11 protein-coding genes are annotated in these 12,103 nt (G+C 69.8%); 9 read left to right on the plus strand and 2 right to left on the minus strand.

The features are described 5' to 3' along the window. The first annotated feature begins 286 nt into the window (after positions 1 to 286). Together IE308_RS16330 and IE308_RS16335 are read left to right on the plus strand one after the other, a co-directional pair. Positions 287 to 1,060, plus strand: coding sequence for a helix-turn-helix domain-containing protein (locus tag IE308_RS16330; protein WP_308440108.1), 774 nt, complete (start codon positions 287 to 289; stop codon positions 1,058 to 1,060). A gap of 15 nt (positions 1,061 to 1,075) precedes the next feature. After that, positions 1,076 to 1,267 (plus strand): hypothetical protein, encoded by a 192-nt coding sequence (locus IE308_RS16335; protein ID WP_190218522.1) that lies wholly within the window; start codon positions 1,076 to 1,078, stop codon positions 1,265 to 1,267. Here the strand turns inward: IE308_RS16335 and IE308_RS16340 are convergent. Continuing rightward, on the minus strand, positions 1,264 to 1,800 hold the full coding sequence (locus tag IE308_RS16340; RefSeq protein ID WP_190218523.1) for a GNAT family N-acetyltransferase: 537 nt from the start codon (positions 1,798 to 1,800) through the stop codon (positions 1,264 to 1,266). The genes IE308_RS16335 and IE308_RS16340 overlap by 4 nt on opposite strands. A 118-nt stretch (positions 1,801 to 1,918) precedes the next feature. Here IE308_RS16340 and IE308_RS16345 point away from each other — a divergent pair, with 118 nt between their 5' ends. From IE308_RS16345 to IE308_RS16360, 4 genes are all read left to right on the plus strand, one after another. Continuing rightward, a complete protein-coding gene (locus IE308_RS16345) occupies positions 1,919 to 3,298 on the plus strand; it encodes an extracellular solute-binding protein (protein ID WP_190218524.1) in 1,380 nt (459 codons plus the stop codon). After that, positions 3,295 to 4,191 carry a carbohydrate ABC transporter permease gene (locus IE308_RS16350; protein ID WP_229908901.1) on the plus strand — a complete coding sequence of 299 codons (897 nt, stop codon included), beginning with the start codon at positions 3,295 to 3,297 and terminating at the stop codon, positions 4,189 to 4,191. Before IE308_RS16345 ends, IE308_RS16350 begins: the two co-directional genes overlap by 4 nt. A gap of 7 nt (positions 4,192 to 4,198) precedes the next feature. Continuing rightward, positions 4,199 to 5,023 (plus strand): carbohydrate ABC transporter permease, encoded by an 825-nt coding sequence (locus IE308_RS16355; protein WP_190218525.1) that lies wholly within the window; start codon positions 4,199 to 4,201, stop codon positions 5,021 to 5,023. Positions 5,024 to 5,198: 175 nt separating this feature from the next. Continuing rightward, positions 5,199 to 5,927, plus strand: a complete 729-nt coding sequence (locus IE308_RS16360; protein ID WP_190218526.1) for a helix-turn-helix domain-containing protein — start codon at positions 5,199 to 5,201, stop codon at positions 5,925 to 5,927. Positions 5,928 to 5,958: 31 nt separating this feature from the next. Here IE308_RS16360 and IE308_RS16365 read toward each other — a convergent pair whose 3' ends face one another. Continuing rightward, a complete protein-coding gene (locus tag IE308_RS16365) occupies positions 5,959 to 6,984 on the minus strand; it encodes an ATP-dependent 6-phosphofructokinase (protein WP_110630727.1) in 1,026 nt (341 codons plus the stop codon). Between the two features lie 188 nt (positions 6,985 to 7,172). Between IE308_RS16365 and pta the strand changes: the two genes are divergently transcribed. The 3 genes from pta (at position 7,173) to pyk (ending at position 11,972) form a co-directional block, all read left to right on the plus strand. Further along, positions 7,173 to 9,263 carry a phosphate acetyltransferase gene (gene pta, locus IE308_RS16370; RefSeq protein WP_110630726.1) on the plus strand — a complete coding sequence of 697 codons (2,091 nt, stop codon included), beginning with the start codon at positions 7,173 to 7,175 and terminating at the stop codon, positions 9,261 to 9,263. Continuing rightward, on the plus strand, positions 9,260 to 10,468 hold the full coding sequence (locus IE308_RS16375; RefSeq protein ID WP_190218527.1) for an acetate kinase: 1,209 nt from the start codon (positions 9,260 to 9,262) through the stop codon (positions 10,466 to 10,468). The genes pta and IE308_RS16375 overlap by 4 nt, the downstream gene beginning before the upstream one ends. Positions 10,469 to 10,541: 73 nt before the next feature. Further along, the gene (gene pyk, locus IE308_RS16380) at positions 10,542 to 11,972 is read left to right on the plus strand and encodes a pyruvate kinase (protein WP_110630722.1); all 1,431 of its coding nucleotides are present in this window, start codon (positions 10,542 to 10,544) and stop codon (positions 11,970 to 11,972) included. The last annotated feature ends 131 nt before the right edge of the window (positions 11,973 to 12,103 follow it).

Genomic DNA, 12,103 nt, shown 5'->3' on the forward strand with positions numbered 1-12,103 from the left:
TCCCCGGCGCGGGCCCGCCCCTCCCGGGGCAGGAGGACGCGGGCAGGCTCGCGCGATGCACTTCCGACGGCACCGGTCGGTAGGCGACTCGTCACCGACTGTAGAGCATGAGAGGAGTACATGTACTACGGTTCACAGAACGCATCGGTGGACCGATCACTCGCACCAGCGGCAGACTGTCCCCGTCACAGGCCGAACAGGAGGGCGGATGCCACCGAGGAGCGCTCCGACGGAGCGTCAGAGACGGCTCGGTGCCGAGTTGCGCAAGCTTCGGCTCGCTGCCGGGATGACGACGGAGCAGGCTGCCGCGCTGCTGGGCGTCCCGCGTACGAACGTCCCCAACATGGAGTCGGGACGCTCAGGCATCAGCGCCGAGCGGGTCCGCGCCCTCGCTGCGAACTACGGTTGCACCGACGACGACCTTGTCGACGCGCTCGCCGCCATGGCAGCCGGCCGCGAGAAGGGCTGGTGGGAGGCATACAGAGGACAGCTGAGGGACGATTTCCTCGACATCGCCGAGATGGAGTGGCACGCCACACGGCTGCGCGTCGCCGTCACCGTCCACCTTCCGGGGCTGCTCCAGACCGAGGATCACGCCCGCGCCGTCTTCGGAGCCGTCATCCCACAGCTGCCGCCCGACGAGGTCGACGTCCGCGTCGTACACCGCCTCGACCGACAGCAAGTGCTGGACAGGCCCGAGCCCCCGACGCTCGACGCGATACTCCACGAGGCCGCACTGCGGATGGAGTTCGGCGGCCCAGCAGTCGCCCGGCGCCAACTGAAACATCTGCTCCGCATGTCCGAGCGGAAGAACGTGACGCTCCGCGTCATCCCGTTCAGGGCGGGCGGCTTCCCCGGGGCGGGGCAGTCCGTCGTCTACGCCGAGTCCGTCGTCCCCCGCCTCGACACCGTGGAGCTGGACAGCACGCACGGCCCGGAGTTCCTCGACTCCACCGAGCAACTCGCCAAGTACCGGGCCCAATTGGACGCCGCGCAGTCCCTCGCCCTCGCGCCCTCCGCCTCGCGCGACTTCATCCGCACCCTGGCCGACGACCTCTAGGAGCCCTGAGCCCCCATGGACGACATCACCTGGGAAGCCCCCTTCTGCGGCGAAGGCGCCAACTGCTTCCGCATAGGCACCGACCCCACCGGCAACGCCTACATCGCCATCGCCGGACAGGAGGAAAACCCCCTCGTCGACTCCCGCGAAGCCCTCCGCGCCCTCATCCGCGCCGTCAAGGCCGGGGAAGCCGACCACCTCCTCTAGGCGTACTCGTACTGGTCCGACGACAACTCGAACACCCGGACCCGCCGCCCCCCGTCGGTATTCACGGTCTCACGCACCGGACGCATACCCAGCTTGGCCATGACCCGCTCGGACGCGTCGTTGCCCACCTGCGCGATGCTGACGATCCGCTCCAGCCCGCGCTCCTCGAACCCGAACCGCACGACCGCCGCGGCCGCCTCGGTGGCCAGGCCTTGCCCCCAGTGGGAGCGTCCCAGCCGCCACCCGATCTCCACCGCCGGCAGTACCTCCGGCAAGTAGGCGGGCACCGAAAGGCCGGTGAACCCGGCGAGTTCACCCGTGGACCGGATCTCGACGGCGAACAGGCCGAAGCCCTGTGACTCCCACTCCCGCTCCCATGCCTGGATCCCCGCGCGCGTCTGCTGTTCGTCACGCACTCTGCCGTCACGGATCCACCGCATGACCTCGGGATCAGCGTTGACGGCAGCCATGGGTGCCACGTCTTCCTCGCGCCAGCGACGCAGAACCAAACGAGGTGTCTCCAGCACGACCATCCACTCATTGTGGATCGCCGCCCCCGCTGCACGCCCCATTGACCTGACTAGACCACTCCTCCTACGTTCACACGGCAGCCATCTCCACCGCCACAACGACGTGCGCCGCCTGGAGGTCATGCCCGTGCGCCCCACCGCCGCCCTGTTCCTGACGTCCGTCCTCGCCGCCACCGCCGCCACCGCCCTCACCGCCTGCGGCAACGGCTCCGGCAGCAGCCCGGACACCGTGAAGGTCAGTTTCAAGCAGTCGACGGACAACTCCATCCACGTGATGGACAACTATCTCAAAGGCGTCAAAGAGGAGTTCGAGAAGAGCCATCCCGGCAAGAAGGTCGACCTCGTCCCCATCAAGGCCCCGGACTCGGAGTACTACACCAAGCTCCAGCAGATGCTCCGCTCCCCCAAGACCGCCCCGGACCTGGTCTACGAGGACACCTTCCTCATCAACTCCGACATCACCAGCGGGTATCTCAAGCCCCTCGACGCCTACCTCGCCAAGTGGCCCGACTGGGGCCGGTTCATCGACACCGCCAAGACCGCCGCCCGCGGCCAGGACGGCAGGACGTACGGCGTCCCGGACGGCACCGACACCCGCGGCCTCTGGTACGACAAGGGCATCTTCGCCAAGGCCGGGATCCCGACCCCCTGGCAACCCAAGACCTGGGACGACGTCCTCGATGCCGCCCGCGCCATCAAGCGGAAAGTCCCCGGCGTCACCCCCCTCAACGTCTACACCGGCAAGCCCGCCGGCGAGGCCGCCACCATGCAGGGCTTCGAGATGCTGCTCTACGGCACCGACGCCGCCGCCCACGGCGACCCCCTCTACGACGAGAAGACCAAGAAGTGGATCGCCGGGAGCGACGCCTTCAAGGACGCGCTCGCCTTCGTCGAAACCGTCTACAAGGACAAGCTCGGCCCCGACGTCTCCACCGCCCTCGACCCCAACATCCAGACCATCGTCCGCGGCGACCTCCTCCCCAAGGGCAAGCTCGGCATCGACCTCGACGGCTCCTGGCTGCCGCAGGACTGGCTGCCGGGCAGCGGGCACGAGTGGCCGGAGTGGCCGGACAGGCTCGGGCTCGCCGCCATGCCCACCCAGCACGGGCAGGCGCCCGGCAAGGTCAGCATGTCCGGCGGCTGGACCTGGGCGATCCCCGCCAAGGCCGGGAACCCCGACCTCGCCTTCGAGTTCATCAAGACCATGCAGAGCAAGGCGAACGCCAAGAAGTGGTACGTCGCCAACTCCGGGATCGCCGTCCGCGAGGACGTCGCCGCCGATCCCTCCTACGTCACCGCCCAGCCCGGCACCAAGTTCTTCACCGACCTCGTGTCCGTGACCCACTACCGGCCCGCCTACCCGGCCTATCCGAAGGTCTCCACCGCCATCCAGGAGGCCATGGAGGCCGTCACGACCGGTGACCTGTCCGTCGACAAGGCCGCGGCCGAGTACGACAGCACCCTCAAGGACGTCACCGACAACCAAGTGACAGCCCAGTGACCGCCCGCTCCCTCACCCGGGCCCGCCCACGCGCCCGCGTCCTCCCCATAACCCGCGTCCTCCCCCTCGCCCCCGCCCTCGCCCTCCTGCTCCTCTTCCTCGCCGGCCCCATCGCCTACTGCGCCTACATCGCCTTCACCGACCTCCAGCTCACCGGCCAGGCGCACGCCTCCTACGTCGGGCTCGACAACTTCCGTACCGCCTTCACCGACGACGGTTTCCTCAACGCCGTCTGGCTGACCCTCGTCTTCACCGTGCTGTCGTCGCTCCTCGGGCAGAACACCCTCGGGCTGGCCCTCGCCTCGCTCATGCAGCGCGCGTCCAAGCCCGTCAGGACCCTCACCGGCGGCATCGTGATCACGGCGTGGGTGCTGCCCGAGGTCGTCGCCGGGTTTCTGCTCTACGCCTTCTTCCGGCGCGAGGGCACCCTCAACGCCCTCCTCGACGCCCTCCACCTCCCCCGCCAGAACTGGCTGTTCACCCTGCCGATCCTCGCCGTGTCCTTCGCCAACGTCTGGCGCGGCACCGCCTTCTCGATGCTCGTGTACTCGGCCGCCCTCCAGGAGATACCGAAGGAGATCACCGAGGCCGCCGAGGTCGACGGGGCGGGAGGGTGGCGGCGGCTGTGGCACATCACGCTGCCGATGATCCGGCGGTCCATCGGGACCAACCTCATGCTCAACACGCTCCAGACCCTGTCCGTCTTCGGGCTGATCTGGGTGATGACCCGAGGCGGGCCCGGCGACAAGAGCCAGACGCTGCCGCTGTTCATGTACGAGCAGGCCTTCCAGAACAGCATGATCGGGTACGGCACTGCCGTCGCCCTGCTCCTCCTGCTTGTCGGTGCGCTGTTCTCCGCCGTCTACCTGCGGCTTCTGCGGACGGAGGTGTAAGGAACCCATGTCCCGTCGCCCCACCCACCGTCTCGCCGCCGACCTCGCCCTCCTCCTCGTAGCCGCCGCCTTCTGCCTCCCCCTCGCCTGGGTGCTCCTGTCGTCGGTCGACCCGGACGCCGGCCTCACCGTCAGAGCCCCGGACGGGCTCACGCTCGGCAACTTCAACGCGGTCCTCACGACGGACGTCACGTTCCGGCCCCTGCTCAACAGCCTGATCCTGTGCGGCGGCGGCACCGCCCTCACCGTCGTGTGCGCCGCGCTCGCCGCCTACCCGCTGTCCCGGTTCCGGTCCCGGCTCAACCGGCCGTTCCTGCTGGCGGTCCTGTTCGCGACCGGGCTGCCGATCACCGCGATCATGGTGCCGGTCTACGCGCTGTTCGTGCGGATCGATCTGATCGACACCTTCCAGGGCACCATCCTGTTCTTCGCCGCCTCCCAACTCCCCTTCGCCATCTGGCTGATGAAGAACTTCATGGACGGCGTGCCGAAGGAGCTGGAGGAGGCGGCCTGGACCGACGGGGCGTCCGCGTTCCAGTCCCTCACCCGGATCGTGCTGCCGCTCATGGGGCCCGGCGTCGCCGTCGTGACCGTGTTCTCCTTCGTGATGATGTGGGGGAACTTCTTCGTCCCCTTCATGCTGCTGCTCACCCCGGACCAGATGCCGGCCTCCGTGAGCATCAACGAGTTCTTCGGCAACCGCGGCATGGTCGCCTACGGCCAGCTCGCCGCGTTCTCCGTCGTGTACTCGACGCCGGTGATCCTGCTGTACGTGCTGATCGCCCGGCGGCTCGGCGGCGGCTTCGCCCTCGGCGGGGCGATGAAGGGGTGACACCGACCCATGGACGACACCGACCCATGGACGACATCGACCCATGGACGACACCGGTCAAGAGGTGACACCTGTCAAGAAAGGTAAAACCTACGGAACCGTAGGTTCCTACGATGCGTGATCCTGTCCGAACGGACCGTAGCCAGCATCCCGCCGCATCCGTACGGTGTGGCGGGTGCACCATCCCTCAGCTCCCCAGCACCAGCCCGGCGCCGGCCCTCACCAGCAGCCCGGCCCCCCGTTCAACGCCCCCGCCGCCCGCCGCCTCCGCGCAGCGCTGGGCATGGGCCCGGAACACGTCGCCCACGGCATGCGGGTCTCGTACGGGCTGCCGTACGTCACCCCGGATCTCGTCGTCGCCTGGGAGCGCGGCGTCGCCCAGCCCGGCAACCAGGAGCTGACCGCGCTCGCGGGCGTGCTGTGGTGTGCGCCGGGCGAGCTGATCGGGCGGCCCCGCACGCTGCGCGAGCACCGGATCGCCGCCGGGGTGGCGCCGGAGGACGTGGCGCGGGCGGCCGGGCTCGACCTGCGGGCGTATCTGCGGATGGAGGAGAGCGAGCAGTGGCGCGGCAACGAGCGCCAGTCCGCCGCCCTCGCGCAGGTGCTGCGGCTGTCGCTGCCGGACTTCGTGGCGGTGACGGGGCGCGAGCAGCGGCTCGCGGAGCTGCTGCGCAGTGCGGTGACGACGCGCTGGCAGGCGTATGTGAAGCCGGTGGGGAAGGTGGCTCCGGTGGAGCGGGCGGTGCTGGAGGCGGTGCTCCAGCGGTTGCACGAGGACTATCAGGGGCACATGGCCGCCACCCTCAGCTGGGGTGGCGGCAGCAGTGACTCCAGTGAGACCGGGCGGGTGTTCCTCGACCGGATCGTGGGGAACTTCTGGGCGGCCGTGGCGCAGCGGGCCTAGCAGAGCCGGCCCGCCGCCCGTGGGTACCGTCCTAGAAGACCGACTCCGCCTCGTCCATCCGGTCCTTCGGCACCGTCTTCAGCTCGGTGACCGCCTCCGCGAGCGGCACCATGACGATGTCGGTGCCGCGCAGCGCGGTCATCTTGCCGAACTCGCCCCGGTGCGCGGCCTCGACGGCGTGCCAGCCGAAGCGGGTGGCGAGGACGCGGTCGTACGCGGTGGGGGTGCCGCCGCGCTGGACGTGGCCGAGGATGACCGGGCGGGCCTCCTTGCCGAGGCGCTTCTCCAGTTCGTGGGCGAGGGCGGTGCCGATGCCCTGGAAGCGCTCGTGGCCGAACTGGTCGATCTCGCCCTTGCCGTAGTCCATGCTGCCCTCGGCGGGGTGGGCGCCCTCGGCGACGCAGATGACGGCGAACTTCTTGCCGCGGGCGAAGCGCTCCTCGACCATCTTGACCAGGTCGGCCGGGTCGAAGGGGCGTTCGGGCAGGCAGATGCCGTGGGCGCCGGCGGCCATGCCGGACTCCAGGGCGATCCAGCCGGCGTGGCGGCCCATGACCTCGACGACCATGACCCGCTGGTGGGACTCGGCGGTGGTCTTCAGGCGGTCCATGGCCTCCGTGGCGACGCCGACGGCGGTGTCGAAGCCGAAGGTGCGGTCGGTGGAGGAGATGTCGTTGTCGATCGTCTTGGGGACGCCGACGACCGGCAGGCCCGCGTCGGACAGCATGCGGGCCGCGGTCAGGGTGCCCTCGCCGCCGATCGGGATGAGCGCGTCGATGCCGAAGTCGCTGACGATGTCGGCGGCGTTCTCGCAGGCCTCGCGCAGCCGGTCGCGCTCCAGGCGGGAGGAGCCGAGGATGGTGCCGCCGCGGGCGAGGATGCCGCTCACCGCGTTGAGGTCGAGGCCGCGGTAGCGGCCGTCGAGCAGGCCGGCGTATCCGTCCTCGAAGCCGATGACCTCGTCGCCGTAGTGGGCGACCGCGCGGTGCACGACCGACCGGATCACTGCGTTCAGGCCGGGGCAGTCGCCGCCTGCGGTGAGAACTCCGATGCGCATCGTGCTGTGTCTCCTGCTCGCTGTGGGTACCGGTGAGCTTCCCCCTGATTGTTTCATGGCGCGCACCCCGGTGCCGCTCCCCTCTCTTGACGGGCGCCTTAGCTAGCGACGGAGGTATTGTCAAGAGGGTTCTGCTCACCTCGGTGGGCGATTTTTGTGCAGCGACGGAGACGGAACGGAGAGCACACGTGACGCGCAGCGTGTACGTGACCGGAATCGACCGCGGCGACGGCCGCCAGGTCGTCGAGCTGGGGGTCATGGAGCTGTTGACCCGCCAGGTCGACCGGGTGGGTGTGTTCCGTCCGCTCGTCCACGACGGGCCCGACCGCCTGTTCGACCTGCTGCGCGCCCGGTACCGGCTGTCGCAGGACCCGGCGACGGTGTACGGCATGGACTACCACGAGGCGTCCGCGCTCCAGGCCGAGCAGGGCACGGACGAGCTGGTGTCCACGCTCGTCGACCGCTTCCACCTGGTGGCCCGGGACTACGACGTCGTCCTGGTCCTCGGCACCGACTTCGCCGACACGCAGCTGCCCGACGAGCTGTCGCTGAACGCGCGCCTGGCCAACGAGTTCGGCGCGTCCGTGATACCCGTCGTCGGCGGGCGCAAGCAGACCGCGGAGTCGGTGCTCGCCGAGACGCGCAACGCCTACCGGGCCTACGACGGCCTGGGCTGCGACGTGCTGGCGATGGTCACCAACCGGGTCGCCCGCGAGGACCGCGACCGGATCGCCGAGCGGCTCGCGAACCGGCTGCCGGTGCCCTGCTGGGTGGTGCCCGACGAGCCCGCCCTGTCCGCGCCGACGGTCGCGCAGATCAGCCAGGCGCTCGGCGCGAAGGTGCTGCTCGGCGACGACTCGGGGCTGGCGCGGGACGCGCTCGACTTCGTCTTCGGCGGCGCGATGCTGCCGAACTTCCTCGGCGCCCTGACGCCGGGCTGTCTGGTCGTCACCCCCGGGGACCGCGCCGACCTGGTCGTCGGCACGCTGGCCGCGCACAGCGCCGGCACCCCGCCGATCGCCGGTGTGCTGCTCACCCTGAACGAGGTGCCGGGCGAGGACATCCTGACCCTGGCCGCCCGCCTCGCGCCCGGCACCCCGGTGCTGTCGGTGGCCGGCAACAGCTTCCCGACGGCGGAGCAGCTGTTCTCGCTGGAGGGCAAGTTGAACGCGGCCACCCCGCGCAAGGCGGAGCGGGCACTCGGCCTGTTCGAGCGGTACGTCGACACCGCGGACCTGCTCAAGCGGGTGTCGGCGCCGAGCAGCGACCGTGTGACGCCGATGATGTTCGAGCACAAGCTGCTGGAGCAGGCCCGTACCGACAAGCGGCGGGTGGTGCTGCCCGAGGGCACCGAGGAGCGGGTGCTGCACGCCGCCGAGGTGCTGCTGCGCCGCGGGGTGTGCGAGCTGACGCTGCTCGGGCCGGTCGACCAGATCCGCAAGAAGGCCGCCGACCTCGGCATCGACCTCGGTGACTCGCAGCTGATCGACCCGGCCACCAGCGAGCTGCGCGACGGTTTCGCCGAGCAGTACGCGGCGCTGCGCGCCCACAAGGGCGTCACCGTCGAGCTGGCCTACGACGTGGTGTCCGACGTGAACTACTTCGGCACGCTGATGGTCCAGGAGGGGCTCGCCGACGGCATGGTGTCCGGTTCGGTGCACTCCACGGCCGCGACGATCCGGCCGGCCTTCGAGATCATCAAGACGAAGCCGGACTCCTCGATCGTGTCGTCGGTGTTCTTCATGTGCCTGGCCGACCGGGTGCTGGTGTACGGCGACTGCGCGGTCAACCCGGACCCGGATGCCGAGCAGCTGGCCGACATCGCCGTCCAGTCGGCGGCGACGGCCGCGCAGTTCGGCGTGGAGCCGCGGATCGCGATGCTGTCGTACTCGACGGGGACGTCCGGTTCGGGCGCCGACGTGGACAAGGTGCGCGAGGCCACCGAGATCGTGCGGCTGCGGCGGCCCGACCTGAAGATCGAGGGGCCCATCCAGTACGACGCCGCGGTCGAGCCCTCGGTCGCCGCGACCAAGCTGCCCGGTTCGGAGGTGGCCGGGCAGGCAACGGTTCTGATCTTCCCGGACCTCAACACGGGCAACAACACCTACAAGGCCGTGCAGCGTTCGGCCGGCGCGATCGCCGTCGGGCCGGTGCTGCAGGGCCTGAACAAGCCCGTCAACGACCTGTCCCGGGGCGCGCTCGTCCAGGACATCGTCAACACCGTCGCCATCACGGCGATCCAGGCCCAGTCCCCCACCCAGAAGGCTTCCCAGCAGTGACCGGCACCCGTGTCCTCGTCCTCAACTCCGGCTCCTCGTCGGTGAAGTACCAGCTGCTCGACATGCGCGACAGCAGGCGGCTGGCGGTGGGGCTCGTCGAGCGGATCGGCGAGCAGACCTCCCGGCTGAAGCACACCTGCCTGACCTCCGGCGACACCCGTGAGCACACCGGGCCGATCGCCGACCACGACGCCGCCCTGAAGGCCGTCGCGGAGGAGCTGTCCCGGGACGGTCTGGGCCTGGACTCCCCCGAGCTGGCCGCGATCGGGCACCGGGTGGTGCACGGCGGGATGTTCTTCACCGAGCCGACCGTCATCGACGACGAGGTGATCGCCGAGATCGAGCGGCTGATCCCGGTGGCCCCGCTGCACAACCCGGCCAACCTCACCGGCATCCGCACCGCGCAGGCGCTGCGCCCGGACCTGCCGCAGGTCGCGGTCTTCGACACCGCGTTCCACACGACGATGCCGGAGTCGGCGGCCCGGTACGCGATCGACCCGAAGATCGCCGATCGGCACCGCATCCGCCGGTACGGCTTCCACGGCACGTCGCACGCGTACGTCGCGCGGGCGACGGCGGAGCTGCTCGGGAGGTCGCCGGAAGAGGTGAACGTCATCGTGCTGCACCTGGGCAACGGGGCGTCCGCGTCGGCGGTGCGCGGCGGCCGGTGTGTGGACACCTCCATGGGGCTGACGCCTTTGGAGGGGCTCGTGATGGGTACGCGCTCGGGAGATCTGGATCCGGCGGTCATCTTCCATTTGGCTCGTGTCGGCCATATGTCCATGGACGAGATCGACACTCTTCTCAACAAGAGGAGCGGTCTGTTCGGTCTGTGCGGGGACAACGACATGCGGGAGATCCGGCGGCGGATCGACGAGGGCGACGAAGAGGCGGCGCTCGCCTTCGACATTTACATTCACCGGTTGAAGAAGTACATCGGCGCCTATTACGCCGTGCTGGGCCGGGTGGACGCGGTGGCGTTCACCGCCGGGGTCGGGGAGAACGCGGCTCCGGTGCGGGAGGCGGCCGTCGCGGGCCTGGAGGGCCTGGGGCTGGCGGTCGACCCGGAGCGCAACGCGGTGCGCGGGGACGCGCCTCGGGTGATTTCGCCCGACTCCGCGCGGGTGGCGGTCGCCGTGGTGCCGACGGACGAGGAACTGGAGATCGCGACACAGACCTATGCACTGGTCGGAAAGAACACCTGAGCATCACCACGCCCATTTGTATCTTCCGCCAGACGGAATATTCCGCGGCGAAACAAACCGATAGGATCGCCCCATGCGCCGTTCGAAAATCGTCTGTACCCTCGGCCCCGCGGTCGACTCCCACGAGCAGCTCGTCGCGCTGATCGAAGCCGGCATGAACGTAGCCCGCTTCAACTTCAGCCACGGCACCCACGCCGAGCACCAGGGTCGTTACGACCGGGTGCGCGCCGCGTCCAAGGAGACCGGCCGCGCCGTCGGCGTCCTCGCCGACCTGCAGGGCCCGAAGATCCGTCTGGAGACCTTCGCCGAGGGTCCGGTCGAGCTGGAGCGGGGTGACGAGTTCGTCATCACGACCGAGGACGTGCCGGGCGACAAGCACATCTGCGGCACGACCTACAAGGGCCTGCCCGGCGACGTGGCCAAGGGCGACCAGATCCTCATCAACGACGGCAACGTCGAGCTGAAGGTCACCGAGGTCGACGGCCCGCGCGTGAGGACGATCGTCATCGAGGGCGGTGTCGTCTCCGACCACAAGGGCATCAACCTGCCCGGCGCGGCCGTCAACGTCCCGGCCCTGTCCGAGAAGGACGTCGAGGACCTGCGCTTCGCCCTCCGCATGGGCTGCGACCTGGTCGCCCTGTCCTTCGTCCGCGACGCCAAGGACGTGCAGGACGTCCACCGCGTCATGGACGAGGAGGGCCGCCGCGTCCCCGTCATCGCCAAGGTGGAGAAGCCGCAGGCGGTGGAGAACATGGAGGACGTCGTGATGGCGTTCGACGGTGTCATGGTCGCCCGTGGCGACCTCGCCGTCGAGTACCCGCTCGAGAAGGTCCCCATGGTGCAGAAGCGCCTGATCGAGCTGTGCCGGCGCAACGCCAAGCCGGTGATCGTGGCGACCCAGATGATGGAGTCGATGATCACCAACTCCCGTCCGACCCGCGCCGAGGCCTCCGACGTGGCCAACGCGATCCTGGACGGCGCCGACGCGGTCATGCTGTCCGCCGAGTCCAGTGTGGGCGCGTACCCGATCGAGACCGTCAAGACGATGTCGAAGATCGTCGCCGCGGCCGAGGAGGAGCTGCTCAGCAAGGGCCTGCAGCCGCTCGTGCCGGGCAAGAAGCCGCGCACGCAGGGCGGTTCGGTGGCCCGCGCGGCCTGCGAGATCGCCGACTTCCTCGGCGGCAAGGGCCTGATCGCCTTCACCCAGTCCGGCGACACCGCCCGCCGTCTGTGCCGCTACCGCGCGGCCCAGCCGATCGTGGCGTTCACCACGGACGAGGGCACCCGCAACCAGCTGACGCTGAGCTGGGGCGTCGACCCGCACGTGGTGCCGTTCGTGAACAGCACCGACGAGATGGTCGACCTGGTCGACCAGGAGGTCGTCAAGCTCAACCGCTTCAGCCCGGGCGACGTCGTGGTCATCACGGCCGGCTCCCCGCCCGGTGTCCCCGGCACCACCAACATGGTCCGGGTCCACCACCTGGGCGGCGAGGCCCGCGACTGACCGCTGACCTCGCGGATCTTCCCGTACGGCGCCGGGGCCTGTCTGACGATTCGCGTCGTCGCCCGAAGGGCGGCCGCGCGGCGTCAGGTGCGTGCTCTCGGCGTGCCGGCCGGGCACCCGCGTACTGGTTG

Origin of the sequence: Streptomyces griseosporeus (assembly GCF_014656055.1) — a bacterium.
Lineage (GTDB): Bacteria > Actinomycetota > Actinomycetes > Streptomycetales > Streptomycetaceae > Streptomyces > Streptomyces griseosporeus.

Coding starts and splice junctions, on each gene's coding strand:
- IE308_RS16330 (WP_308440108.1), top strand. CDS start 287: ATGACGACGGAGCAGGCTGCCGCGCTGCTGGGCGTCCCGCGTACGAAC.
- IE308_RS16335 (WP_190218522.1), top strand. CDS start 1,076: ATGGACGACATCACCTGGGAAGCCCCCTTCTGCGGCGAAGGCGCCAAC.
- IE308_RS16340 (WP_190218523.1), bottom strand. CDS start 1,800: ATGGTCGTGCTGGAGACACCTCGTTTGGTTCTGCGTCGCTGGCGCGAG.
- IE308_RS16345 (WP_190218524.1), top strand. CDS start 1,919: ATGCCCGTGCGCCCCACCGCCGCCCTGTTCCTGACGTCCGTCCTCGCC.
- IE308_RS16355 (WP_190218525.1), top strand. CDS start 4,199: ATGTCCCGTCGCCCCACCCACCGTCTCGCCGCCGACCTCGCCCTCCTC.
- IE308_RS16365 (WP_110630727.1), bottom strand. CDS start 6,984: ATGCGCATCGGAGTTCTCACCGCAGGCGGCGACTGCCCCGGCCTGAAC.
- pyk (WP_110630722.1), top strand. CDS start 10,542: ATGCGCCGTTCGAAAATCGTCTGTACCCTCGGCCCCGCGGTCGACTCC.